The following is a 23,958-nucleotide window of genomic DNA, read 5'->3' as shown; positions in this document are numbered from 1 at the left end:
TGGCCTATTCGACCGTCCGGCCCGTTAATGCTTCATAGATGGTGTGGGCCATTATGCCCGCTCCTTCGGCATTGGGATGAATCTGATCGGGAAACAGGGTATCACGCCCCATCATGGGCGTGTATAAATCAATGCAGGGTAAATGGAGTTCCTGAGCCAGTTCTTCCACCATGGGGTTAAGTCCGTGCACAATGGTGCTGTCGCTAATACCCCAACGCTCGGGGAAGGCCGGTACGGCTTTTAACAAAACCACAATGGGTTGGGAGGGCAGGGCCTGAAAAGAGGCGATCAGTTTTTTGTAGTCCTCCTTAAAAGATGAACTGTGCTGCCAGTTATGCGGTTTGGTATCGTTGGTTCCCAATTTAATAAGCACGACATCGGGATCAAAGTCCAGTGCCGACTGGTAATCCGGTTCTTGGATGTAGGGCAGATCACCACTGCTCATCAGCGTACGGGCACTTACCCCAAAATTTTGTACTTCCCAATTTTCACCGAGCATACGCTGCAGTTGGGCCGGGTAACTCAGGCTGTCGCGGTGCTCAATGCCTGCGCCAAAGGTAATACTGTTGCCCACACAGGCCACTTTCACCGGCTGGTTGTACTGTCTGACATCCACAATGCCCTTATGGGACTGTTGGCAGGCAGCCGTCACTAAAACAAAAGCCACAATTAGGGCTTTAAGGAGGTTTTTCTGTTTCATTTGAATGTAAATTAGTATTCAAAAGTAGGAAAAATTTCAATCTTTTTGACCCATCATTTGAACCAATAACATCAACAGTAAGGACAGACTTAATGCCGGTACGACTGCGTCAAGTTCCCAGGGCAACCGGAATCCTGTAATTTGAAGGACCAGCAAGGTGGCACTGCCTGCGATCATGGAAGCGATGGCAGCTTTCCGGGAGGGCTTTTTGAACAGCAGGAAGCCCAGGACCGGTGCCATGAGTCCACTCACCATAAAGCCGTACGAGAGCAACATCAGTTCAAGAACGGAGGGGACGTATAGGGCCACCGCAATGGCCAGAATGCCGATGATGAGGGTCATCCACTGAACAACTTTGAGGGCATTTTTGGATTTTTTGTAGTTGAAAAGATCCCGGCTGATGTTACCGGATGCCGCCATCAGGCAGCTGTCGGCCGTCGACAGAATCGCAGAAAAGTAGGCCGCCATAATCAAGCCCAAAGCGCCAATGGGCAATACATGCTTAAGCATGAGTGGCATGGCAGATTCATTGTCGGCCATGGCCATTTCTGCTGCCGGAATAATGCCTGAAGCAAATGCTGCTTTGGCCAGCATGCCCAAAAAGACCCCCAGAAAAGCCATGAATGGATATTCGAACAGGCCCGCAATGAACCAGGCGCGCTTGGCTTCTTTGGCCGATTTGGCCGCAAATATGCGCTGGTACAGGGTCATGCCTATGAACCAAATGGGAATGATGGAGAAGGTCCAGTTGATAAGGGTGCTGATTTTTACATTGCTCAACTGTAGCATTTCAGCACTGAGGAACAATTTGGCGGCCTCCCAGCCCCCAAGCGCTTTCAGGGCATAGGGGACGCAACCAGCGACAATCCCGAAAGCAAAATGATCCACTGAACGGTGTCTGTATAGATGACTGCTTTTATACCGCCCAATGCGGTGTAAACCACTGCAATAGCCCCCATTATCAGGACTGCTTCCGGGATGTTGACCCCCACAAAAGTGGCTGAGGTCAGTTTGGCACCGGCCAGCACCTGACTGGCGGTAAAGCCCATGTAACCAATGGCCGATATAATGGCGGCGGCCAAAGCCACCGTTTTTCCATAATTGTGTTTGAGTATTTCCGGAAAAGTCTGTAGTCCGTTAGCCAATCCCGTTTTATGCACTTTGGGGATGAGCACCACTGCTGTTAACCAGGCACCAATGAGACCGGTAAACAGAATCCATGATCCTGCCAGTCCCATTACAAAACCCAGTCCACCCAAACCGATGGAAAATCCGCCACCGACATCGGTGGCGACTACGGAGAGCCCCAAATGCCATTTGGTCATCTGGCGACTTCCTACAAAATAGTCTTCGGTATTGTTGTTTTTTCTGTGAAACCAAAATCCAATCAACAGCATTATGGCAAAGTAAACCACCACAATACTCAAATCAATCCAATGCATATGCTCTTATTTTGCGCTTTTCCACCAAACGTTCATGCTCTCTATTTTTCCGGCTATTTGCGTGTTGCGGGTCAATGTGCCGGCGTATTTGTAGCCAGATTATAGAAGGTTTTGTTCATGGGCAGAGAGTGAAGTCGGGCAATGGTGTAAAATGTTTTAAAACCGTCTTTGGTCAGTTCTTCCTCCATAAATGTGAGTAAGTGCACGGCCAGTCTTTTGCCCCGGTGGGTGGGGAGCACGGCAAAATCCGTCATCTCGGCATTCTTTTTTACATCGTTGCATTCGGCAGAGCTGATGGCAATCAAGGCGCCTTCACAAAAGGCTCCGAAGTAACGGGTACCGTCTTCACGCATGCTTTGAATTAAAAAGGCCGGATCATAAATGGGAAAGGGATAGGTGGAGAAAACCTGTTTGAAGACCGGAACCATGGCCTCTGCATCGCTTTCATTTAGTGGTCGCAGTTTGTAGGCATTATCGATGGGGGTCGGCTCAAATTCAACCGGCTCCAGCAATAATTGCTGAAAGGCTTCCAGTTCTTTCGCTTCCGGCTTTTGCCTTTCGGCATCCGTGTATTTCATTAAAAAGAGGGCGTCTTCTTGGCCGCCATAGAATTCGGGAACCAATGCTTCAATCACATATCCTGCATTCAGGAAGGCCGGTCCGTATTTGGCCGCCACCTTGGCAAATAGCTTGGTGTACCTGCCTTCAGCAGCAATTTTATCTAACTTTTCAATTATTTGCGGAAAGTCCGCCGGGTGCAAATCCATCAGATACACACGGCTGCTTTCTGAGCCATGTGATATCCTGGACTGACCACAGTTTTCAATCTTGTCCATCTTCGTTTCGTCTTTCGTATCGTTCGTTATTGGAAGGGATGAGTGATATGGTGTCATCATAATCAGAGAGCAATTGCTCAATACCAATGGCATTCATTTCGTCGCCTTCGGCTACGTCCAGTTCGAGATTGCATTTGTCACAATTTCTGTCGCAAATGGTGGATTCGTATTTATCAGGTTCCTGGTAAGAGGTAATAACCCCTTCGTAGTTTCTCAAAATCACTTTGTTGGTACTCCAGGAGATGATGTAGTTGGGCATGACAGGAATTTTTCCACCGCCCCCGGGTGCATCAATGACATAAGTGGGTACGGCAAAACCGCTGGTGTGGCCTATCAGACTTTCCATTATTTCAATCCCCTTGCCAACGGGTGTTCGGAAGTGCGACAATCCTTCCGAAAGATCACACTGGTACAAATAGTAGGGACGCACGCGGTTCATCACCAGTTTATGAACCAAATCTTTCATGATTCTGGGGCAGTCGTTGACATCGGCCAGAAGTACCGACTGGTTGCCCAATGGAATACCGGCATCGGCCAGTTTGGTCAATGCTTCCCGGGCAGATGTGGTTAATTCACGCGGGTGGTTAAAATGGGTGTTGATCCACAGCGGGTGGTGTTTTTTAAGCATGTTCACCAAGTCGTCGGTGATGCGGTAGGGGAGTACAACCGGGGTACGCGTTCCTATTCTGATAACCTGAACATGAGGAATGGCTCTTAACTCTGTTAAAATCCAGTCGAGATAATCATCGGAAAGCAGAAAGGGGTCACCGCCTGACAACAGAACATCTCTGACCTGAGGATGGTCTTTTATGTATTGAATACCTTCTTTAATTTGACTTTTGTCAGGAATAGAGTCCCGATCGCCCACTTTACGCTTGCGTGTGCAGTGACGACAGTACATGGCGCAAACATTGCTTACCAATAGTAAAACACGGTCGGGGTAGCGGTGGGTGATGCCGGGGACCGGACTGTCATGGTCTTCTGAAAGGGGATCGCCCATTTCACTATTGGCCACGATTAATTCGCGGTTGTCTAAAAAGGCTTGTTTGTATACCGGATCATGCCGGAAGTTCTCTTTTTTTATGAGGGATAAGTAGTACGGCGTAATAGAAAGCGGAAAGCGATCCTGGGTTTCTTCAAACTTTTTCTTTTCTTCTGCTGAAAATTGGATGCCTGTCAGATTTTCAAATTCATCAATTGTTTTGATGGCATGTCGCATGTGCCATTTCCAGTCACGCCAATTCTTTAACTGTGATTTAGGTTCAATCTTGTGGGCGATTGTTTCCTGGTGTTTCGTGAAAATTTTTTCCATGGTTTTTGTGTTGTGACCCATGTTTGCCGGGGATTTATGTTTCCTGAATGGTTTAATATTAAATGGATGGATGATGGATCATCCGGTTCTCGCTGTGATTGCTCTCCCGGTAATTGATAGGTCGTTTGTTAATGGCCCGCTTACGGGTTTTTGGAAACATAAATGTGTTCTGCACGACAAATATAACTAAATATTTTAACTTTTATGAGGCGATATCCGGCTCTGGAAGGGTGTCGGAGATTGTAAGGAGCTGATTTATAATGGATGTAATATTTATATCGATTTAACTCTAAAAGAGCGCATTAAAATAGAAATACTGAGCTGTATTTTTATGTAAAATGCTTATTAATAGTGTTTTATGTTGTCAATTGATTTGTTTAATGACGTGTTTGCCTACTTATTTATATTCTGTACGAATTATTAATATAAGCTTATATCAATTTACAAACTTCTTAAATAAAAATCCAGTTTTATTGTCCTTGGGTGGTATTCATTCTGCTTTATTCTTAATTTTACGACCAATTAAATAATGAAAAATATGATTATAGATACACTTGAAAATGCTTCCCGTTATTATATGCTGCATCCATCCATGGAACAGGCATTTGATTTTCTGGAAAATGTGACAGCTGAGGATTTTCCGGAAGGGAAAACAGAATTAATTGGTGAGCACCTTTTTGGCAATGGTATGGTACGCGATACCAAAGGTTTTGAGGACAGTATTTGGGAGTCGCACGAAAAATATCTGGATATTCATTATCTGGCCGAAGGGGAGGAGAAGATCTTTTTTGCTGCGGAGGAAGATATGAAAGAGGTCACGCCTTATGATGCAGAAAAAGATATTTCTGTATTTGAAGGGAGTGGCCACGAGGTTTTTGTTCCGGAAGGTGGCTTTGTTATCTTTTTTCCCGGAGAAATTCACAAAGCTCTGGTTCATGGTGAAAAGCCCAACAAAGTGAAGAAAATGGTCATCAAATTAGGGGGGAGTAAAGCTTTCTCCGAAAAAAAAAGCCGGCATCGCCGGCTTTTTTTTTAAGACTATTTAACCAGGCCACTTCTGACTAAGAGCGGCTCCACAGAAGGCTCAGCACCACGAAAATCAATGTATAATTCCATGGGGTGACGGGTGCCTCCTTTTGACAAGATCGTTTCACGGAATTTCTCAGCAGTGGCTTTGTCAAAAATCCCATTCTCTTTAAAAGCGGCGTAGGCATCTGCATCCAGGACTTCTGCCCATTTGTAACTGTAGTAACCGGCGGCATATCCACCATCAAATATGTGTCCAAAAGCGGTGCTCATTGAGCTGCCTTCCACTTCAGGAAATAATTCGGTTCGGGCCATGGCTTGTTTTTCAAATTCTCCGGGACTGATGGCAATGGGCTCTGTAATGGAGTGCCAGGCCATATCATTGAATCCGAAGCTGAGTTGTCGAACGGTCAAATAGCCACTCTGGAACTTGTCGGCTTCAATGATTTTTTCGATGAGGGCTTCCGGCATGGCTTCACCTGTCTGATAATGAAGGGCCACCTGTTCCAACCACCCTTTTTCCTGGGCCCAGTTCTCCATGATTTGTGAAGGCAATTCTACAAAGTCGCGGTAGACACTGGTGCCGGCCTGACTTTCGTAGGTGACCTCGCTGAGCATGCCGTGCAGGGCGTGGCCAAATTCATGCAAAAAGGTGGTTACTTCATTGTAGGTGAGCAAAGACGGCCGTGAGGCAGTGGGTTCGGTAAAGTTACAAACTACGGAAATGTGGGGGATGATGTTTTCGCCATTTTCCAGATGCTGGTCGCGGTAGGAGGTCATCCAGCTCCGCCCTGCTTGGTTTTACGCGGGTGAAAATCCAGGTACAAAACGGATAGGAGACTGCCGTCTGTGTCATAGATTCATAGGCGAATACATCCGGATGATATACCGGAATGTCCTTGTTTTCCTTATAGGTGAGGCCCCATAATTGATGGGTTAAATTAAAAATGCCCTTTTTAACATTTTCAAGCTGGAAGTAGGGTTTGGTCATTTCTTCATCCAGATCGAACAAAGAAGTTTTCAATTTCTCAGAGTAATAAGAAAAATCCCATCTCTGAAGGGGCCCTTGCAGTCCGTTGGCCGCTGCAAATTCGGCTACATCGGCTACATCTTTTTGCGCAAAGGCAAAAGATTTATCGTAAAGCTCATCTAAAAAGCTGTTCACTTTTTGAGCACTTTGAGCCATACGCTCTTCCAAAACGTAATCGGCATGAGAAGCAAAGCCTAACAATTTGGCCTTATTTAACCTTAGTTCAGCCTGACGCAAAATGATATTCTTATTGTCGTAGTCGTTATTGCGGTTGCCACGTGAAGCAGAGGCTCTGAACAACACTTCCCGCAGTTCGCGCTTATCGGCATACTTTAAAAAGGGTACCATGCTTGGCGCGTGCAATGAAAACAGCCATCCCTCTTTGCCTTCGCTTTGGGCCAGTTGCTGAGCTGTTTCTTTAACGGCATCGGGCAAGCCTGCTAAATCATCCGGGTTGGTAATGTGCAGTTTAAAATCGTTGGTTTCGTTCAGCAGGTTCTCTCCAAATTGAAGGGATAGTTGAGATAGTTCGGAAGTGATCTCTCTGTACTTTTGTTTGGCTTCGCCGTTTAATAAGGCACCTCGGCGGACAAAGCCCTTGTAGGTGTCATCGAGCAGGGTGGTCTCTTCTGTGTTGAGGTTGAGCGCTTCTTTTTGCTCATAAACTTCTTTGACACGGGCAAACAACCGTTCGTTTAACCAGATGTCGTTGCTGTATTCCGATAGCAAGGGAGAAACTTCCCGGGCTATTTTTTGGATGTCATCGCTGGTCTCCGCTGAGTTGAGATTGAAAAATATGGAGCTGATGCGACTTAACCGTTTACCAGATTTTTCCAAAGCAACAATGGTGTTAGCAAAGGAAGGCATTTCCTTATTTTCAATGATCAGACGAATATCTTCTCTGCCTTCTTCCATGGCCGCATTTAAGGCCGGAAGGTAATGCTCTGCCTTTATCTGGTCAAAAGGAGCTGTTTGATGGGGGGTGTTGAATGCTTGTAGCAAAGGGTTTGTATCAACCATTTTGTTTTCGTTTTTACAGTAGGTAAATAATAGTATGCAACCAAAACAGGCCACCAGGTGTTTTGTTTTAGTTAGTTTTTTCAAAAGTGTTGTCATAAATTTTAAAAATGAGTAAGTAGTATGAATAATTTCTTGCAATTTTACGCATTCATAATTGTATGACAAAGATAGTTCAAATATTGGTTGATGTGATTTTTGTCAGGTTTCATCTATGGCAATAGACAATAGATCCATTATTAAACCGTTATTTTTAGTAATCTTAATTAGCTAAAACCGTTGCTTATGTATGTTAAAAAATCAGGATTATTGGTCATCGCAGCCCTGTTGTTGGCTGGGATAAATATGCGGGGACAGAAAAGTGTGACTGAATTTCTGGAGATGGGGGTGGACGACGCCAAAATAATGTCTGAGGCCTATCTGCGTCCCTATGGAGAAATGCTCGGAAAATCGCTGAATGGTGGTTGGTACAATTCTGCCGGTGTTCATAAAATAGGTGGCTTTGATGTCACCTTTGGTATTAATATGGCCATGGTGCCTGCCGCTGGGAAGAATTTTGATGTCAGTGCGCTTAATTTTAACACCAATTTACAAGCGGAAGATCCCAATCTTACCATAGCTCCTACAATTGCAGGTGAGATGCCGATGTCGTTACGTCCACGTATGGAATTGGAGGGAGAATATCTACTAACAATGCCCAATGGTACCGGATTTGACAAGTTGCCTGCCCCTATGGCACAAGTAGCTGTGGGACTGCCCTTTCATTCTGAGGTGTCGGTTCGTTTTATGCCAAGCACGTCTCTAGGGGATGCCGGAAAAGTCAACCTTTATGGTTTTGGCATCAAGCACAGCATCAAGGAGTACATCCCTTTTTTGAAGCGCATGCCCTTTATCCGGACGTCTGTCATGCTGGGGTATACCAATATGGGGTCAGAAATTGGCGTAGATTATGGAGATGGAGCTAACCAGAGTCTGGATATTTCTTCCAGCGCTTTCACCAGCAGGTTACTGGTTGGTGTAAATATTCCGTTTTTGGCGGTATATACCGGTATGGGGTATGGCTCTACTAACAGTGATTTTGCCTTAAAGGGCGATTATGGTCCAGAAGTAGGAACGGATCCCTTTACCCTCGGTTATGCCACCAATGGCTTTGACTTTAATGCCGGTCTGCGTCTGCGCTTTGGTTTTATTGCGCTTCACGGGGATTATACTTTTGGTGATTATTCTATGGTCTCTGCAGGTATTGGGATCAATTTCAGATAATATCCGATATTTCTAAAATGCAAAGGGCGGTCTTAACGAACCGCCCTTTGTGCTTTAGGGATATTTCTATGCCGCCCCGGTTATTCGAAGGGGGTCGTCAGACCATTATGAAAGGCGATATCTGCCAAATCTTTCCTCTTTTTTTCTGAGGGCAGCAGGGTTTCCTGAGGATAACCCATTGGGATAATAGCAATGGGTTCCAGGTTTTCGGGCAAATGAAAGGATTCCCGGATAATTTGTGGATTGAAGTTGCATACCCAGCAGGTGCCAATGCCCATACTGGCAGCCATTAGGGTAATGTGATCAATGGCAATGGCAGCGTCTATATCACAATGATCCTTATTATCCGCTGCTCTTTTCCATGACTCCGAATGATCTCCACATATCAAAATGGCCTGAGGAGCAGATTTTATCCATTGCCTGGGGTATGACAGCCAAAGATTCTCCAGCAAATGCTCATCATCAACCACAATAAAACGCCATGGCTGAAAATTAACTGCTGAGGGAGCAAGTCGGGCTGCCTCAAGAATTTTCAGGGTGATTGGACGGTCAATTTTTTGATCTTTAAAAGCGCGCACTGATTGCCTAAGTGTCATTAGTTGAGAGAATTCCATCACAGATAGTTTTAATTTTGCACTTTAAAGATATATAAAAATGGCAGACTTTCTGAAATTCGTATTTGCCAGGTTGATTTGGCGTGCAGGTTCCTGACTGCTTATTGGGTGGTTGGTGAACAAATTAGGGCATTAATGTGGCCCGGGTTGAATGTATTTGTTGTATGAAACCTTATATTTGTAGCTGTCACCAAATGGTACTTTTTTGCGCTTAATTGTTATTTCAATATTACTCATTTTTTTGGTCTCCTGTGAAGGCATCCTTAATTTGGAGGTCATAGGAGACGGGAATTCTGTATCTCCTGTCAGGCGTAATCTGGACGCTTTTAGCGAGATCGAATTTTATGATGCCTTTGAACTGGAAATACGTCCTTCAGCCCAACAACAGGTTTTTGTACAGGCAGATTCTAACTTGTTAAGATATATTACAACGGAGGTTAACGATGACCGATTGACCATTCAAAGATTGTCCAATTATGACCTGTTTCCCAGAAAACCCATCCGGGTTCTGGTCCATACCCCTGATATAAGCACCGTTGATGTATATGGTAATGGCATTGTGACAATAGACTCCCTGAATGCTGCCAGCATGGAACTAAATATTTACTCCAGGGCGACTGTTGGATTGAATGGACTTGAGGTAGAAACAATGTCCATACTTTCGAACAGTGGCGGATCCATTTATCTGGATGGATTGTTTGAGAACCTGCTTTTCCGACAAGCCGGATCTGGTCATGCGGAGCTGAGAGGCCGTGCCGGAACTGCCCAAATAATTCAGGAGGGTTCCGGGGTGGTGGATGCCCAGCCCTTTCTTACAGATAGTGTTTCTGTCCGCCTGTTTGGTTCCGGTTTGATATATTTTCTTTCCGGGGAGTTTAGTTCTGTTAGTATTGATGGCAAAGGACGTGTGTATTTTTCAGGAACCGATCCCAAACATACCCATATCGAGGGAGGTGGCAGTATTTTTAGAAATTGAGGTTTAGATACATCCACAAACAAAATCTTCTCCCAGCGAATCAAGGGCTTCTTGCTCCGCTTTTTTTTCTGCGTTGGTTTGGTGACAAGCTGGGCACACCGGTAGATTAAACCGTTTGTTCATTATGACTGGTTGGGTTATGATCTCCTGTTGGCAGGCAAAACAGATGGTGTTTTCAGATTGGTTTTCTTTGATTAAATTATTCATGTTTAAACAGTTAATCAGGGATGCGATGGCTGGGTATTTAAACTGTAAATATAAAGTTTTAAATACTTTTTGATTGGAAAAGTACCGTTTTAACTTTTGCCCAATTTTGCATATTATTTGGTTATTTATGCGAATGTGGGCGTTTTTGCATTAGTTTGTAATTTAAATCACAAAAAAAAGCAAAAGTTATAAGTAAAAGTAAGGTGGAATTGTTATTTTTGTCACTCGAAAAATAGAAACGGAATTTTGACGTGCATGTACGGAAGTGAAAATATCAAATTGTAAGTTGACATGCCAACTGCATTTTACCAACATTAATCATTAAAACTTTAAAGGATGAAAAACCAGGTATCCCGTTATGTAGATGATTTTATGGCTGGCGTTATAGCACGTAACCCGGCTGAACCCGAATTTTATCAGGCTGTTCACGAAGTGGTGGAGAGTCTGGCCCCCTTTATTATTGAAAACCCTGTTCTAATGAAGAATAAAATTCTTGAACGAATGGCAGAGCCGGAGCGTGTTATTATGTTTCGTGTGCCTTGGCTGGACGACAGGGGAGAAGTACAGATCAACAGAGGTTTCAGGGTTCAGATGAACAGTGCCATTGGTCCTTACAAAGGCGGGATTCGTTTTCATGCTTCAGTCAACTTAGGAATTCTTAAATTTTTGGCCTTTGAACAGGTCCTGAAAAACAGTCTTACTTCCCTTCCAATGGGTGGTGGTAAAGGTGGCTCCGATTTTAATCCCAAGGGAAAATCCGACAATGAGGTCATGAAATTCTGCCAGTCTTTCATGACTGAGTTGCAGCGTCATATTGGACCAAATACAGATGTTCCTGCCGGTGATATTGGTGTTGGTGGACGTGAAGTGGCCTATATGTATGGTCAGTACAAGCGTTTGCGCAATGAATTTACCGGAACACTGACCGGAAAAGGATTAGACTTCGGTGGTAGTCCATTGCGCCCTGAGGCAACGGGTTATGGAACGGTTTATTTTGCCAAGGAGATGCTTCAGACACGTAATGAAAGCTTTAAAGGCAAAACAGTAGCTGTTAGTGGTTCTGGTAACGTCGCCCAGTACGCTGTTGAGAAAGTGCTTGAAATGGGTGGAAAAGTCGTGACGCTTTCTGATAGCAACGGTTCGATTTATGATCCTGAGGGCATTACCAAAGAAAAACTGGAATACGTAATGGTTTTGAAGAATGCTATTCGTGGCCGTATAAAGGAATATGCCGAGAAATATCCTTCTGCTGAATTTTGGGAAAATGAAAGACCCTGGAAGGCCAAATGTGATGTGGCCCTGCCATGCGCTACTCAAAATGAGTTAAATGGTGATGATGCCTTAAAACTGGTAGAGAATGGATGCATTTGTGTGGCTGAAGGAGCCAACATGCCTTCAACACCTGAAGCTGTAAAAGTATTTTTGGAACGTAAAATCCTGTTCGGTCCTGGTAAAGCAGCCAATGCTGGTGGGGTAGCCGTTTCAGGTCTAGAAATGAGTCAAAACTCCATGCGTTTGCAGTGGACCGCACAAGAAGTGGATGAAAAATTACAATCCATCATGAAAAATATTCATGATGCTTGTGTTAAAAACGGCAAGTCGGCCGATGGTTTTGTAAACTATGTTAACGGAGCTAATATCAGTGGGTTTACTAAAGTTGCCAATGCAATGCTTGCGCAAGGTTTGGTTTAATCGTCGCTGTCTCAGCCTAAAAAAAGCCCTCAAAAAGATTATCTTTTGAGGGTTTTTTTATTTCTTTGGGAAAATTTTTTCATCAATCAATCCCATAAATCAATGAGTAATTTTACAAATGACCTGCCCCGAAACACCATTCTTGGCGTTCAATTTCTGTTTGTAGCCTTTGGTGCTACCGTTCTAGTGCCCTTGTTGGTGGGTATTAATCCCTCTATTGCGCTGTTTTCCGCCGGAGTAGGAACGCTCATTTTTCATTTAATTACCCGAGGGATGGTTCCTGTCTTTTTGGGCAGTAGTTTCGCTTTTATTGCACCCATCGTTGAAGCCACCAGATTATTTGGTTTTGCAGGTACCTTATCTGGTATTATTGCGGTGGGACTGGTTTATGTGATTATGTCGGCAGTGGTTAAATGGCGGGGAATTGTTTTTATTGAAAAGATATTTCCGTCCGTGGTTGTCGGACCCGTTATTATGGTTATTGGACTGTCCCTGGCATCTGTTGGAGTAGATATGGCCGGTACCGATTGGTTGTTAGCGGTTGTATCCCTTTTAACAGCGATTGTTGTGGTTGTATATACCCGGGGACTTATTAAGTTGATCCCCATCTTTTGCGGCATTGCTGTGGGATATATTTTGGCTTTGATTATGGGAAAAATAGATTACTCCTTAATCAATGAGGCGTCGTGGATTGCTTTTCCTGAGTTTGTTAAACCTGAGTGGCATTGGGGGGCTATTATTTATATGATTCCCGTAGCCGTAGCACCATTAATTGAACACGTGGGGGATATGTATGCCATCGGTGCAGTAGCTGAAAAGAATTTTGTCAGGAAGCCCGGTCTGCATCGTACGATGTTGGGGGATGGTATTGCCACCGCTTTTGCCGGCTTGGTTGGAAGTGTGCCCAATACCACCTATTCCGAGGTGACCGGGGCCATTTCACTGACTAAAGTGACCAATCCTTTGGTTCTGCGCATTGCTGCTATAACAGCCATTGTTTTTTCATTAATCGGGAAAGTCAGCGGGGTCTTAAAATCGATTCCTCAAGGCGTTCTTGGTGGCATCATGCTATTGCTGTTTGGTATGATAGCTCCGTAGGAATCAAAACCTTAATGGATTCAGGCACCGATCTTAATAAAACACGGAATCAGGTTATCACTTCGGTCATATTGACGGTTGGCATTGGTGGTGCCATGGTAGAATTTGGTAATTTTTCGATGGCCGGAATTGGATTAGCAGCTGTGGTTGGAGTCATTCTCAATCTCATACTGCCCAACAAATCCAAGCCTGTGCACATGGAGAAGTAATGGATTTTAAAGGTGCCTTGAAATCGGCCAATGGATGGTGATCAACCTATTCGTTGGCCGATTTTTCGGTTACCGTATCGTTGTCCAGATTAACCACCAGGGTGTAACCGATCTGACTAATGCTCAGGTAGAGTTTCTTTTGCCCTCTGATATCCGTTACAGTGCCACTCACACCCTTTAATGGACCAGATGTGACGGTTACCGTTTGTCCCTTTTTTATCTCTCCTGTTTCCACACTGAAGCTCAATTTATTGTCCACCGTTCTGCGCATGGCTTCCATTTCTCTTTCCGGAATAATTACAGCTTTCCCTTTGTAGGAGACGTAAGCCACAACACCTCTGACATCAAACACCCGCTTGTAGTCATTTAAAGGGATTTTAATAAAGATGTAGGAATTAATTACCGGACTTTCTACCCATTTTTTGCGATCGCTCCATTGCCGGAGTTCTCTTTTGAGTGGCAGATAAGCTTTTATCCCCATTTGGATAAACTGGTCCAGTACTTTTTTCTCTGCTCTTGACTTTGTATAAAGTGCGTACCAGTGTGCACTATCTGTATCGGTCGTTTTCAAATCGGTCAAATTCATTTTCGGGTCAAAAATAGAAATTATTGACTTTTAAAACGAGAATTATGGATACAAATATCATTTGCTGTTTTGAGAATTTCAAACAAGCGATTTTTGGGAGTAAAGGTTATTCACAATTTTTGCAAATTGTTTCTTCCGAATGTTTTATTTTTCAGATAATGAATGGTTTGTGAAATGTGAGCTGTTAATAAAAAAGACCGGCGAAAGCAGTCTTTCAGCTTAATTATTGCTATATTTGTGGCTCTTCCAAAAAAAGGCGGAAGATTAATTCAATTATAAATAATCATGAGTGATAATTTAGAGCTTACGCCCCAAAAAAACAATGGCGATTATTCAGCAATAGTATTCAGGTATTGGAAGGTTTGGAAGCTGTCAGGAAGCGTCCGGGCCATGTATATTGGAGACATAGGTGTAAAGGGATTACATCATCTGGTTTACGAGGTGGTTGATAACTCTATTGATGAAGCAATGGCCGGCCATTGCGACTATATTGAAGTGGCCATCAATGAAGACGGTTCCATCACTGTGATGGATAACGGACGGGGTATTCCGGTTGATATGCACGAGAAGGAGGGAAAGTCTGCCCTGGAAGTGGTAATGACGGTGCTTCATGCCGGTGGAAAATTTGATAAGGACAGCTATAAGGTTTCCGGTGGTCTTCACGGTGTTGGTGTATCTTGTGTAAATGCCTTGTCTATTCAACTTATTGCCGAAGTTCACAGGGAAGGCAAAATATACCGGCAGGAGTATTCTTGCGGGAAGCCGCTAATGCCAGTGAAGGAGATTGGCACTACGGACAAAAAGGGCACATGGATCATGTTTAAGCCAGATGATTCCATATTTATTACTACCGAATACAAGTATTCCATACTGGCGGATCGTATGCGGGAATTGGCCTTCTTGAATAAAGGAATCAGCATCATTCTTACGGATAAACGTGAAGTGAGTGAAAATGGGGAGTTTAAATCTGAGACTTTCCACTCTGATGAGGGATTAAAGGAATTTGTCCAGTTTGTTGACTCTAACCGTGAGAAGTTGATCGACAACGTTATCTATATCAATTCTGAAAAGAATGAGACGCCTGTTGAGATAGCTATCGTTTACAATACTTCTTTTACCGAGAATGTTTATTCTTACGTTAATAATATCAATACCATCGAAGGTGGTACACATTTAACCGGGTTCAGAAGAGGTTTGACACGGACCCTAAAGACTTTTGCCGAAAAATCCGGCATGCTTGGTAAGCTTAAGTTTGATATCAATGGTGATGATTTTCGTGAGGGATTGACCTCGATTATTTCAGTAAAGGTAGCGGAGCCGCAATTTGAGGGGCAGACAAAAACCAAGCTGGGAAACAGTGATGTGAGTTTGGCCGTTGATCAGGCCGTCAGCACCATGCTACAAAACTTCCTGGAAGAGAACCCCAAAGATGCCAAAGCCATCGTTAATAAAGTGATTTTAGCTGCTACAGCCCGTCATGCCGCCCGAAAGGCCCGTGAATTGGTTCAGCGTAAAAGTGTGCTTTCAGGAGGAGGTTTACCGGGTAAGTTGGCCGATTGTTCCGAAAAGGATCCCGCCTTGTGTGAGGTCTTTTTGGTTGAGGGTGATTCTGCGGGAGGTACAGCCAAGCAAGGTCGGAACCGAAAGTTTCAAGCCATTCTGCACTTCGGGGTAAAATTCTGAATGTGGAGAAAGCGCTTCAACATAAAGTCTTTGAGAGCGAAGAGATAAAAAATATCTTTATTGCGCTTGGGGTGACCATCGGAACGGAGGATGATTCTAAGGAATTGAACCTTTCCAAATTAAGATACCATAAAATCATCATCATGACCGATGCCGATGTGGATGGACGCCACATTAACACTCTGATTATGACTTTCTTCTTCCGGTATATGAAGGATCTGATTTCCAATGGTCATTTATACATTGCTACCCCTCCGCTGTATTTGATGAAAAAAGGAAAAATTGAAGAATATTGCTGGGATGATAAGCAACGCCGGGAGTTTGCTGAGAGATACGCTGGTGGACGGGAAGATTCCATTCACATTCAACGCTATAAGGGTCTTGGTGAAATGAACGCAGAACAGCTATGGACAACAACCATGAATCCGGACGTGAGAACCTTGCGACAAGTCACCATTGAAAGTGCCACGGAAGCGGATCGGGTGTTTAGTATGCTTATGGGAGATGATGTTCCCCCTCGCAGGGAATTTATTGAGCAGAATGCGACCTATGCCAATATTGATGCCTAATCTTTTATACATTGGTCACAATGGTATTGTTTAAATAAAATATTACAACCTTCCTGAGTCATTCAGGAAGGTTTTTTATTGGCCTGAATATTAAATGATATGAAGCGTAAGCGGATAATTATAACGGTCAGCAATAATCTGGTTACCGACAACCGGGTGACCAAACTTTCCGGGTATCTGGAGGATTTAGGTTGGAAAGTACTGCTTTTGGGGCGCCAATGGCCGGGGGGGGATATACCAGCAGGTCGTCCCGGAGTTATACGACGCTTTAAACTGCTGTTTAATAAGGGACCTCTTTTTTATGCGGCGCTCAACTTTCGGTTGTTTATTTATTTGTTGGGACAAAAGGCGGATAAATTGGTGGCGGTTGATTTAGATACCTTAGCGGCCGCCTGTTTGGCCGGTAAATTGAAAAGGATTCCTGTTGTTTTTGATAGCCATGAGTACTTTCCGGAGGTGCCCGAAATTCGCCATAAAACTTTTGTAAAGTGGTTCTGGCTGAGGTTGGAGTCCTTTTTGGTACCGATGGTGGATGAAGGGATGACGGTCTCACAGGGAATTGTTGAAATTTACAGAAAAAAATATGGCAGAAATTTTAAATTGATTCGTAACGTACCAAATACGCCGGTTCATGTGATGGAAATCAGGCCGGTTTCTGAACAAGCTGTGGTGTATTATCAGGGGGCATTAAATGTCGGGAGGGGATTGAAGGAGTCGGTCAGGGCTTTGTTGTTTTTGCCCAATTACCGGATGGTCATTGCAGGATCAGGTGATGAGGAAACGGAATTGCATGATTTGGTAAAGGTGTTGGGCCTTGAAGATCGGGTGCGCTTTACGGGCCAGCTCCCCTTTGAGGCTTTGGCTGCTGAAGCGGCCCAGGCGCATGTGGGGTTGTGCATTTTAGAAAATATGGGCTTAAATTACTACCATTCCTTACCCAATCGGATCTTTGATTATCCAGCTCTGGGTTTGCCCGTTATAGCGACTTCCTTCCCGGATATGGCTGAAATTGTTAATCAATACCAGACTGGACTATTGGTGAGCAGTCTTGACCCTGAAGAAATTGCCAAAGCTATTCAGAAGGCCTGTGAAGATGCCCCACTTCGTGACAAATGGAAACATTCATTAAAGGAGGCTGTGGATAAATTAAATTGGGAAAAAGAATGTGGGGGGCTGAATGAAATGTTTGGATGATGTGATGGTTCGGTGATGGAGAAAGTTAAAAAGGGCTGATTCGAAAGAATCAGCCCTTTACTTACAATTCAAAATAATATGTTATCCTAAATAAGATTTTAAAAGCTTACTTCTGGACGTATGTCTTAACCGACGAATGGCTTTTTCTTTTATCTGACGAACCCTTTCGCGTGTCAAGCCAAATCGTTCACCAATTTCCTCAAGTGTCATCTCCTGACAGCCAATGCCAAAGAACAGCTTAATGATATCACTTTCCCGTTCGGTCAGCGTGGCTAATGCACGCTCAATTTCCTTGGCCAACGATTCATTAATCAAGGCACGGTCCGCGTTAGGAGAGTCGCTATTGACTAAAACATCCAGCAAACTATTATCTTCACCTTCAACAAAGGGAGCATCCACCGATATATGGCGGCCGGCCACCCTTAAAGTATCGGCCACTTTGTCAGCAGGAAGCTCCAGCTGGTCTGCCAATTCTTCTGGTGAAGGTTTTCGTTCATGCTCTTGCTCAAACTTTGAGTAGGCCTTGTTGATCTTATTCAATGAACCTACCTGGTTCAATGGCAGTCGCACAATCCTTGACTGTTCTGCCAAAGCTTGTAAAATTGACTGACGAATCCACCAAACAGCATAAGAGATAAATTTAAAACCTCTGGTTTCATCAAATTTCTCAGCTGCTTTAATCAATCCCAAATTACCTTCATTAATAAGGTCAGGTAAGCTTAAGCCCTGATTTTGGTATTGCTTGGCTACTGAAACCACAAATCGCAGGTTGGCCCTGGTCAGTTTTTCAAGAGCAGCCTGATCGCCTTTCTTAATGCGCTGTGCCAGTTCAACTTCTTCCTCGACAGATATGAGTTCTTCACGACCGATCTCCTGAAGATATTTATCCAACGAAGCGCTTTCGCGATTGGTGATTGATTTTGTTATTTTTAATTGTCTCATGTTCCCTCCAAAATACGGCGCGAAATTACTACATTTTATTCAGTAAAGCAATACCCATGCTGTGTTCAGGTGCTATTTATTAATCCTGCAGGTTGATGGCATAATACGTCACCTGGCCGTTGGGATACAATCCTGTAAGGAATAAACCTTCGTTCAGCACTTCTATTACTTTCTTTAAATCTTCTTCACTATTAATAGGTACACGGTTGGCCTGAGTAATAATATAGCCATCCTGAATACCGGCGTCACGGAATTTTCCGGATGTAACGTTGGTCACTCTTAATCCATTCCTGATTCTAAGTCTTTGCTTGTCAGCATCACTAAGGCTTTCAAACGTCGCTCCAAGGTTCTCCAGTTTTGATGATGTTTTAACAACATCCGTATTACCGTGAATATTACGTAAAGTTACGGTAAAAGGTTTTCTTTTTCCATCCCGAATTACTTCAACTTGCACATTATTTCCGGGACGATGACGGCTAACGCGTTCCTGAAGCTGAGGGACTGTGTTAACAGCCTCTCCGTTAACGGATATGATCACATCTCCGCTTTTGATACCTGCTGCATCGGCACCGCCGTCAACAATCACTTCTGCTACATAAACACCCCGGGCACGGTCCATGTTCAATTCATTGGCTAATTCATTATCCATTTCGCGGATATTTACACCAATAAGACCTCTTTGTACTTCTCCGAATTCCATCAGGTCAGAGACCACCTTCTCAACAATGCTGACGGGAACTGCAAAGGAGTATCCCGAAAAAGACCCGGTTCGGGAAGCTATGGCCGTATTGATGCCTACCAATTCGCCCTGGGTATTTACCAATGCACCACCGCTGTTGCCCGGATTGACTGCTGCATCGGTCTGTATGAAAGCTTCGATGCTCATTTGCCCCAGAATTTGAATGCTTCTTGATTTGGCACTGACAATACCGGCTGTTACCGTCGATGTCAGATTAAACGGGTTACCCACCGCTAAAACCCACTCACCAATTTTCAGGGCATCTGAATTACCAAAGGTCATATGGGGCAAATCGGATGCTTCTATTTTCAGAAGGGCAATATCCGTGGTTGGATCAGCGCCGACCTTTACTGCCTTGAAGGTTCTTTTGTCATTTAAGATGACTTCAATCTCATCGGCTCTGTCAATAACGTGATTGTTGGTTACAATAAACCCGTCATCGGATAGTATAACACCTGATCCGGAGCCAAGTACCGGCTGTTGGGGGTTTTGCTGCATGCCACCGTTGGGACCGAAGAAAAACTCAAACAGGGGATGGTTGGGGTATCCCTGACCGGAAGTTGTGGCCCGGCCTTTGGTTTGCACGTGGACAACGGCGTGGACTGAATTTTCAGCAGCAAAAGTCAGGTCGGGCAGCCCCCCCTGCGGTGCAGAGGCAGATTGGCATAGCGCGCGGCATGTTCTACCTGTACCGGAACCTCAACGGTTCTGGGTTCATTATCTATAAAAACGGTAAACGTAAGAACACCAATAAAAGCGCCTATAATAGCTATGGCAAATGTGGTAAATAATTGCTTTGGATTCATAACGAATTTTTTAAAGGTTTTCTTGTCAATCATCAAAATGTATGCCTTGGGATATGGTTTAACAGATTTTAACTGCATGTGTTCAATATCACCGTAATAAACAGGAATTAAAACAAATTGAGAAATAGGAAAGGAGAGAACCTGACAGTTGAGATACCGGCTTAAAACTTGTTAAAGATGCTGGCTTGATGGGTTGAATGTATGTACCTGTTTTATAAGAGTTGATCGTTATTTTTGATAACGGCATGGGAAGGTCGGAACGTAGAAAGAATAACTAAAAAATAGCCCCCTGCTTTTCTCTCGGAAACCCTAACCCTTAACCAAAACCGAAAAGATAACCACAGGGGGCTTTTTTTATTTAACCAAAAAATAATACAATATCGTTCTTTTGTCAATTCAAATATCACCATTTTTTTAAGCCTGGCTTAAATTCTTTGACTAAATGCCTCCGATTATAGATTAATTGTCGTTTTTTGGATTTTGAACAGATGTTTCGCACAATCAAATTCAGCCTTGTCGAAAGTTTTGAAAAGTAATTTTACCATTGATTCAGTGGACATATTGTTACGCTTATGTATCTTTGTGGTCAGTAATATTCGAATTTATACAAGAAGAAATGCAGAACACGACTTTTCATAAATACCATGGTACCGGCAATGATTTTGTAATTGTTGACAACAGGGACGGGGCCTTTGATGCGAATGACACCCTTTTTGTGAAATATATTTGTCATCGAAGGTTTGGGGTGGGGGCCGATGGCTTCATGTTGTTGGAAAAGTCGAAGAAGCATACTTTTTCCATGCGTTATTACAACAGTGATGGTAATGAAAGCACCATGTGCGGCAATGGGGGAAGGTGTATCGTGGCCTTTGCCCATAAACTGGGGCTGGTCCCGACCGGAGAGTTGTTTGAATTCGAGGCGATTGATGGTTTGCATGAAGCGGGGTACGATCCAGAGCACATTCGGTTAAAAATGATTGATGTTTCAGGAATTGAAGAAATGGCCGGCGGTTACTTTCTGAATACAGGTTCCCCGCACTTTGTCAGCTATACCGAAGATCTTGATGCCGTGGATGTGTTTACCCTGGGCAGAAGCTCCGTAACAATAAGGTGTTTGGAGAAGGTGGGTGTAATGTGAATTTTGTTACCTCCCAATCAGAGGGGGACATTTCGGTAAGGACCTATGAGCGAGGGGTAGAGGATGAAACGTGGTCGTGTGGTACCGGATGTGTGGCTTCTGTGTTAACAGACTATTATAAAAACCGCCAAATTCGAAATTATCAGGTTAATGTTCGGGGAGGACAGTTAAAAGTTGAATTCACCCCATTGGGAGATCAGGGCTATAAGGATATTTGGCTGGAAGGTCCCGCAACCTTCGTTTTTAAGGGAGAAATAACCCGGGGAGAGGGTTTGGAATTGATGAAATAAATTTACACATGGGTTTTAGACTAGAATCTGATTTTAAACCAACCGGTGATCAGCCGGAAGCCATTCGACAATTGCTGGAAGGTTTTAAGATGGGTAGCGACTACCAAACTTTGCTGGGAGTCACCGGATCGGGAAAAACATTTACCATTGCCAATGTGATTGAATCACTTGATCGGCCGGTTTTGGTTCTAAGTCACAATAAAACATTGGCTGCTCAGCTATACGGGGAGTTCCGACAGTTTTTTCCCAATAATGCGGTAGAATATTTTGTTTCTTATTACGATTACTATCAACCTGAAGCCTATTTGCCAGTCACTGATACCTATATCGAGAAAGATCTGGCCATTAACGACGAAATTGAAAAGTTGCGCTTAAGCACCACTTCCGCTTTATTGTCGGGTCGAAGGGATGTCATAGTGGTTTCTTCCGTCTCCTGTATTTATGGTATTGGTAACCCTGAAGATTTTCACTCCAATGTGATCAGTTTTAAGAAGGGAGAACAGTTGGGGCGAAATCAATTCTTAAGAAGGCTGGTGGACAGTCTCTATTCCCGAAATGAAATTGAATTTAACCGGGGACATTTCCGGGTCAAGGGAGATACCGTAGATATATTTTTGGCATATGCAGATCATGCTTGCCGGGTGATATTTTGGGGGGATGAAGTAGAGAGTATAGAGACTTTTGATCCCATAAATAACATCAAATTGGAATCTCATGATCAGTTTTTAATCTACCCGGCCAATATTTTTGTTACAACCAAAGAGCGCATTCATGAAGCCATTCATCACATACAGGATGATTTGGTGCTTCATCTGGAGCAGATGAGGAATGAAGGTAAAAAACTGGAAGCCAAACGTCTGGAGGAGCGGGTGAATTATGATCTGGAGATGATTCGGGAATTGGGACACTGTCCGGGTATTGAGAACTATAGTCGCTATTTCGATGGTCGCCTGCCCGGTACCCGTCCTTTCTGCCTTTTGGATTACTTTCCCAAGGACTTTCTAACAGTCATTGATGAAAGTCACGTAACCATCCCGCAAATACGTGCCATGTATGGCGGGGATTTTAGCCGAAAACAGAATCTGGTAGAATATGGTTTTAGACTTCCTTCTGCATTGGATAACAGGCCGTTGAAATTTGATGAGTTTGAACAACTGGCCAAAAGCACCATTTATGTGAGTGCCACCCCTGCAGATTACGAGTTGGCTAAAAGTGAAGGTGTCATGGTGGAGCAGGTCATACGTCCCACCGGATTGCCAGATCCAGAGATTGAGGTGCGCCCAAGTCTCAATCAGATGGATGATTTGTTGGAGGAGATAAGGATCAGAAGTGATAAATCTGAACGGGTTTTGGTCACCACGCTGACCAAACGTATGGCGGAGGAGCTCACTGTTTACCTCGGACGAATGGGGGTGAAATGCGAGTATATTCATTCGGACGTGGATACCCTCGATCGGGTAAAGATTATGGAGGGGCTTCGGGAAGGGGCTTTTGACGTGTTGGTGGGGGTTAATTTGCTGCGGGAAGGATTGGATTTACCGGAGGTTTCGCTGGTGGCGATACTGGATGCGGACAAGGAAGGTTTTCTGCGTTCAGCCCGGTCGCTAACGCAGACTTCGGGACGTGCTGCCCGAAATTTGAACGGAAGGGTGATTATGTATGCAGATACCATCACCAGATCCATGAAAGAAACCATGGACGCCACCAATTACAGGCGCGAAAAGCAGTTGAGGTACAATGCGGAAAATGGGATAACACCGCGACAGGTGGTTCGTAAAATGGGGGCCACCATTCCCGGAAGTAAGGACTCAAAAGGGACGAAAGGTTATGTTGAACCCGAAACGGTGGATGTGGCTGCAGATCCGGTGGTTGCTTACATGGATAAGCATGCCTTAAGCAAGGCGATTGAAAAAACCAGAAAGGTCATGGAAGCTGCTGCCAAGGAGCTGGACTTTATATCTGCAGCGCAGTATAGGGACGAACTTTTCAGATTGCAGGAGTTGCTTAAAAATAAAAAGTAATGGATTTGCCAGAAGCCTGTGAAAAGGGGGAGTTGTGGGTTTTTAAAGGACGAATAAAAAAGAGGCAGTCTCGAAAGACTGCCTCTTTTTTATTCAGGTCCTCACACGCTTAGAAGAATAAAAATCTGTTTCTTGTGTGACTGCTTGGACGACTACTTCGACTGCGTGTTTTAGGCTGGAAGAAGCGTCTTGTTTTGGTGTAACTTCTTCGGTTGTAGCGTGGGTCGTTCCTGAACGGACTGTCTGAAATCAGGAAGGTTACGCCTACAGTGGCCGTGTAATAGAAGTCATAGGGGTCTGTTTCATGAACCGTACCATCCGGCCAACTATTATACCATACATCGTGGCCGTCCAGCTGGTCGCTAAAAGGCAAAGCTCCTGTAATTTCAAGATTGGCACTAAGAACAGGGCTAATCCAAACAGAAAGGCCGCCACCGCCTGAGACCATGGGGGCGATATCAGTGACTTCCCGCCAAACCTCTCCGGGTTCGGCTCCGGGGGTGCTGGCACTGGCGGGGCCCCAGTATTCCGTTGCTGAAAAAAAGACCATTCCGGCTTGTGCCAGAAT

25 protein-coding genes and 1 pseudogene are annotated in these 23,958 nt (G+C 44.2%); 12 read left to right on the top strand and 14 right to left on the bottom strand.

Features of this window, described 5'->3' with window-relative positions; genetic code table 11:
* Positions 1 to 4: 4 nt before the first annotated feature.
* The 5 genes from JCM15548_RS11895 to kamA all read right to left on the bottom strand — a co-directional run bounded on the left by JCM15548_RS11895 (position 5) and on the right by kamA (position 4,290).
* Positions 5 to 700: a GDSL-type esterase/lipase family protein gene (locus JCM15548_RS11895; protein WP_062125607.1), complete on the bottom strand. Its 696-nt coding sequence runs from the start codon at positions 698 to 700 to the stop codon at positions 5 to 7.
* Between the two features lie 36 nt (positions 701 to 736).
* Complete coding sequence (locus JCM15548_RS23970; protein ID WP_227625748.1) at positions 737 to 1,588, bottom strand: sodium:solute symporter family protein; 852 nt, start codon at positions 1,586 to 1,588, stop codon at positions 737 to 739.
* Positions 1,537 to 2,142 (bottom strand): sodium:solute symporter family protein, encoded by a 606-nt coding sequence (locus JCM15548_RS23965; RefSeq protein WP_262487018.1) that lies wholly within the window; start codon positions 2,140 to 2,142, stop codon positions 1,537 to 1,539. Before JCM15548_RS23965 ends, JCM15548_RS23970 begins: the two co-directional genes overlap by 52 nt.
* Before the next feature lie 71 nt (positions 2,143 to 2,213).
* Entirely contained in the window at positions 2,214 to 2,978 is a 765-nt protein-coding gene (gene ablB / locus JCM15548_RS11885) for a putative beta-lysine N-acetyltransferase (RefSeq protein WP_227625747.1), read from the bottom strand.
* On the bottom strand, positions 2,965 to 4,290 hold the full coding sequence (gene kamA / locus JCM15548_RS11880) for a lysine 2,3-aminomutase (protein ID WP_062125665.1): 1,326 nt from the start codon (positions 4,288 to 4,290) through the stop codon (positions 2,965 to 2,967). Before kamA ends, ablB begins: the two co-directional genes overlap by 14 nt.
* Before the next feature lie 538 nt (positions 4,291 to 4,828).
* Between kamA and JCM15548_RS11875 the strand changes: the two genes are divergently transcribed.
* Entirely contained in the window at positions 4,829 to 5,326 is a 498-nt protein-coding gene (locus JCM15548_RS11875) for a NanQ anomerase/TabA/YiaL family protein (protein WP_062125605.1), read from the top strand.
* Positions 5,327 to 5,328: 2 nt separating this feature from the next.
* Here JCM15548_RS11875 and JCM15548_RS23960 read toward each other — a convergent pair whose 3' ends face one another.
* Together JCM15548_RS23960 and JCM15548_RS11870 are read right to left on the bottom strand one after the other, a co-directional pair.
* Entirely contained in the window at positions 5,329 to 6,096 is a 768-nt protein-coding gene (locus JCM15548_RS23960; RefSeq protein WP_227625746.1) for a M3 family metallopeptidase, read from the bottom strand.
* Positions 6,026 to 7,366: a M3 family metallopeptidase gene (locus JCM15548_RS11870; RefSeq protein WP_227625745.1), complete on the bottom strand. Its 1,341-nt coding sequence runs from the start codon at positions 7,364 to 7,366 to the stop codon at positions 6,026 to 6,028. Before JCM15548_RS11870 ends, JCM15548_RS23960 begins: the two co-directional genes overlap by 71 nt.
* A 282-nt stretch (positions 7,367 to 7,648) precedes the next feature.
* Between JCM15548_RS11870 and JCM15548_RS11865 the strand changes: the two genes are divergently transcribed.
* Entirely contained in the window at positions 7,649 to 8,626 is a 978-nt protein-coding gene (locus JCM15548_RS11865; RefSeq protein ID WP_062125603.1) for a DUF6588 family protein, read from the top strand.
* An 80-nt stretch (positions 8,627 to 8,706) separates the two neighbouring features.
* Here the strand turns inward: JCM15548_RS11865 and JCM15548_RS11860 are convergent, their stop codons facing one another.
* Positions 8,707 to 9,240, bottom strand: a complete 534-nt coding sequence (locus tag JCM15548_RS11860; protein ID WP_062125601.1) for a nitroreductase family protein — start codon at positions 9,238 to 9,240, stop codon at positions 8,707 to 8,709.
* 205 nt (positions 9,241 to 9,445) lie between these two features.
* Between JCM15548_RS11860 and JCM15548_RS11855 the strand changes: the two genes are divergently transcribed.
* Positions 9,446 to 10,216 (top strand): head GIN domain-containing protein, encoded by a 771-nt coding sequence (locus JCM15548_RS11855; RefSeq protein WP_062125599.1) that lies wholly within the window; start codon positions 9,446 to 9,448, stop codon positions 10,214 to 10,216.
* 3 nt (positions 10,217 to 10,219) lie between these two features.
* On the opposite strand, the gene JCM15548_RS11850 is transcribed toward JCM15548_RS11855, so the two are convergent.
* Entirely contained in the window at positions 10,220 to 10,423 is a 204-nt protein-coding gene (locus JCM15548_RS11850) for a hypothetical protein (protein ID WP_062125597.1), read from the bottom strand.
* A 336-nt stretch (positions 10,424 to 10,759) separates the two neighbouring features.
* Between JCM15548_RS11850 and gdhA the strand changes: the two genes are divergently transcribed.
* From gdhA to JCM15548_RS23955, 3 genes are all read left to right on the top strand, one after another.
* Positions 10,760 to 12,115 (top strand): NADP-specific glutamate dehydrogenase, encoded by a 1,356-nt coding sequence (gene gdhA / locus JCM15548_RS11845; RefSeq protein ID WP_062125594.1) that lies wholly within the window; start codon positions 10,760 to 10,762, stop codon positions 12,113 to 12,115.
* 102 nt (positions 12,116 to 12,217) lie between these two features.
* The gene (locus tag JCM15548_RS11840; RefSeq protein WP_227625744.1) at positions 12,218 to 13,213 is read left to right on the top strand and encodes a uracil-xanthine permease family protein; all 996 of its coding nucleotides are present in this window, start codon (positions 12,218 to 12,220) and stop codon (positions 13,211 to 13,213) included.
* Positions 13,214 to 13,227: 14 nt separating this feature from the next.
* Entirely contained in the window at positions 13,228 to 13,422 is a 195-nt protein-coding gene (locus JCM15548_RS23955; protein ID WP_227625743.1) for a hypothetical protein, read from the top strand.
* Between the two features lie 46 nt (positions 13,423 to 13,468).
* Here JCM15548_RS23955 and JCM15548_RS11835 read toward each other — a convergent pair whose 3' ends face one another.
* Positions 13,469 to 14,002: a UpxY family transcription antiterminator gene (locus JCM15548_RS11835; RefSeq protein ID WP_227625742.1), complete on the bottom strand. Its 534-nt coding sequence runs from the start codon at positions 14,000 to 14,002 to the stop codon at positions 13,469 to 13,471.
* 291 nt (positions 14,003 to 14,293) lie between these two features.
* Here JCM15548_RS11835 and JCM15548_RS26345 point away from each other — a divergent pair, with 291 nt between their 5' ends.
* The 3 genes from JCM15548_RS26345 to JCM15548_RS11825 all read left to right on the top strand — a co-directional run bounded on the left by JCM15548_RS26345 (position 14,294) and on the right by JCM15548_RS11825 (position 17,454).
* A complete protein-coding gene (locus JCM15548_RS26345) occupies positions 14,294 to 15,691 on the top strand; it encodes an ATP-binding protein (RefSeq protein WP_305047390.1) in 1,398 nt (465 codons plus the stop codon).
* 2 nt (positions 15,692 to 15,693) lie between these two features.
* On the top strand, positions 15,694 to 16,260 hold the full coding sequence (locus JCM15548_RS26625; RefSeq protein ID WP_305047389.1) for a toprim domain-containing protein: 567 nt from the start codon (positions 15,694 to 15,696) through the stop codon (positions 16,258 to 16,260).
* A 99-nt stretch (positions 16,261 to 16,359) separates the two neighbouring features.
* Entirely contained in the window at positions 16,360 to 17,454 is a 1,095-nt protein-coding gene (locus JCM15548_RS11825) for a glycosyltransferase (RefSeq protein WP_062125590.1), read from the top strand.
* An 81-nt stretch (positions 17,455 to 17,535) separates the two neighbouring features.
* Here JCM15548_RS11825 and JCM15548_RS11820 read toward each other — a convergent pair whose 3' ends face one another.
* The 3 genes from JCM15548_RS11820 to JCM15548_RS23950 all read right to left on the bottom strand — a co-directional run bounded on the left by JCM15548_RS11820 (position 17,536) and on the right by JCM15548_RS23950 (position 19,941).
* On the bottom strand, positions 17,536 to 18,396 hold the full coding sequence (locus JCM15548_RS11820) for a sigma-70 family RNA polymerase sigma factor (protein ID WP_062125588.1): 861 nt from the start codon (positions 18,394 to 18,396) through the stop codon (positions 17,536 to 17,538).
* Between the two features lie 79 nt (positions 18,397 to 18,475).
* Positions 18,476 to 19,720, bottom strand: a complete 1,245-nt coding sequence (locus tag JCM15548_RS11815; protein WP_262487016.1) for a Do family serine endopeptidase — start codon at positions 19,718 to 19,720, stop codon at positions 18,476 to 18,478.
* A gap of 38 nt (positions 19,721 to 19,758) precedes the next feature.
* The gene (locus JCM15548_RS23950; protein ID WP_227625741.1) at positions 19,759 to 19,941 is read right to left on the bottom strand and encodes a hypothetical protein; all 183 of its coding nucleotides are present in this window, start codon (positions 19,939 to 19,941) and stop codon (positions 19,759 to 19,761) included.
* Positions 19,942 to 20,557: 616 nt separating this feature from the next.
* Here JCM15548_RS23950 and JCM15548_RS23945 point away from each other — a divergent pair.
* Genes JCM15548_RS23945 through uvrB form a run of 3 tightly spaced genes read left to right on the top strand, consistent with a single transcriptional unit; the run spans position 20,558 to position 23,390 of the window.
* Positions 20,558 to 21,079, top strand: coding sequence for a diaminopimelate epimerase (locus JCM15548_RS23945; RefSeq protein WP_227625740.1), 522 nt, complete (start codon positions 20,558 to 20,560; stop codon positions 21,077 to 21,079).
* On the top strand, positions 21,076 to 21,369 hold the full coding sequence (locus tag JCM15548_RS23940; protein ID WP_262487015.1) for a diaminopimelate epimerase: 294 nt from the start codon (positions 21,076 to 21,078) through the stop codon (positions 21,367 to 21,369). Before JCM15548_RS23945 ends, JCM15548_RS23940 begins: the two co-directional genes overlap by 4 nt.
* An 8-nt stretch (positions 21,370 to 21,377) precedes the next feature.
* Positions 21,378 to 23,390 (top strand): excinuclease ABC subunit UvrB, encoded by a 2,013-nt coding sequence (gene uvrB / locus JCM15548_RS11805; RefSeq protein ID WP_062125586.1) that lies wholly within the window; start codon positions 21,378 to 21,380, stop codon positions 23,388 to 23,390.
* 109 nt (positions 23,391 to 23,499) lie between these two features.
* On the opposite strand, the pseudogene JCM15548_RS21950 reads toward uvrB, so the two are convergent.
* Positions 23,500 to 23,958: pseudogene (locus tag JCM15548_RS21950) on the bottom strand (hypothetical protein); the annotation flags it as partial.

Origin of the sequence: Geofilum rubicundum JCM 15548 (assembly GCF_000974365.1) — a bacterium.
Classification (GTDB): Bacteria; Bacteroidota; Bacteroidia; order Bacteroidales; family Marinilabiliaceae; genus Geofilum; species Geofilum rubicundum.
Note: the sequence above shows the minus strand (reverse complement) of the source record. Positions and strands in the feature narration are given on the sequence as shown.

Bases quoted from the DNA above. Each gene is read 5' to 3' on its own strand.
- JCM15548_RS11850 (WP_062125597.1), bottom strand. From the start codon at position 10,423: ATGAATAATTTAATCAAAGAAAACCAATCTGAAAACACCATCTGTTTT.
- gdhA (WP_062125594.1), top strand. From the start codon at position 10,760: ATGAAAAACCAGGTATCCCGTTATGTAGATGATTTTATGGCTGGCGTT.
- JCM15548_RS11895 (WP_062125607.1), bottom strand. From the start codon at position 700: ATGAAACAGAAAAACCTCCTTAAAGCCCTAATTGTGGCTTTTGTTTTA.
- JCM15548_RS11865 (WP_062125603.1), top strand. From the start codon at position 7,649: ATGTATGTTAAAAAATCAGGATTATTGGTCATCGCAGCCCTGTTGTTG.
- JCM15548_RS11875 (WP_062125605.1), top strand. From the start codon at position 4,829: ATGATTATAGATACACTTGAAAATGCTTCCCGTTATTATATGCTGCAT.
- JCM15548_RS11825 (WP_062125590.1), top strand. From the start codon at position 16,360: ATGAAGCGTAAGCGGATAATTATAACGGTCAGCAATAATCTGGTTACC.
- uvrB (WP_062125586.1), top strand. From the start codon at position 21,378: ATGGGTTTTAGACTAGAATCTGATTTTAAACCAACCGGTGATCAGCCG.
- JCM15548_RS11860 (WP_062125601.1), bottom strand. From the start codon at position 9,240: ATGGAATTCTCTCAACTAATGACACTTAGGCAATCAGTGCGCGCTTTT.
- JCM15548_RS11870 (WP_227625745.1), bottom strand. From the start codon at position 7,366: ATGGTTGATACAAACCCTTTGCTACAAGCATTCAACACCCCCCATCAA.
- JCM15548_RS23945 (WP_227625740.1), top strand. From the start codon at position 20,558: ATGCAGAACACGACTTTTCATAAATACCATGGTACCGGCAATGATTTT.
- JCM15548_RS11820 (WP_062125588.1), bottom strand. From the start codon at position 18,396: ATGAGACAATTAAAAATAACAAAATCAATCACCAATCGCGAAAGCGCT.
- JCM15548_RS23955 (WP_227625743.1), top strand. From the start codon at position 13,228: ATGGATTCAGGCACCGATCTTAATAAAACACGGAATCAGGTTATCACT.
- JCM15548_RS26345 (WP_305047390.1), top strand. From the start codon at position 14,294: ATGAGTGATAATTTAGAGCTTACGCCCCAAAAAAACAATGGCGATTAT.
- JCM15548_RS11840 (WP_227625744.1), top strand. From the start codon at position 12,218: ATGAGTAATTTTACAAATGACCTGCCCCGAAACACCATTCTTGGCGTT.
- kamA (WP_062125665.1), bottom strand. From the start codon at position 4,290: ATGGAAAAAATTTTCACGAAACACCAGGAAACAATCGCCCACAAGATT.
- JCM15548_RS23950 (WP_227625741.1), bottom strand. From the start codon at position 19,941: ATGAATCCAAAGCAATTATTTACCACATTTGCCATAGCTATTATAGGC.
- JCM15548_RS23965 (WP_262487018.1), bottom strand. From the start codon at position 2,142: ATGCATTGGATTGATTTGAGTATTGTGGTGGTTTACTTTGCCATAATG.
- JCM15548_RS23960 (WP_227625746.1), bottom strand. From the start codon at position 6,096: ATGACCTCCTACCGCGACCAGCATCTGGAAAATGGCGAAAACATCATC.
- ablB (WP_227625747.1), bottom strand. From the start codon at position 2,978: ATGGACAAGATTGAAAACTGTGGTCAGTCCAGGATATCACATGGCTCA.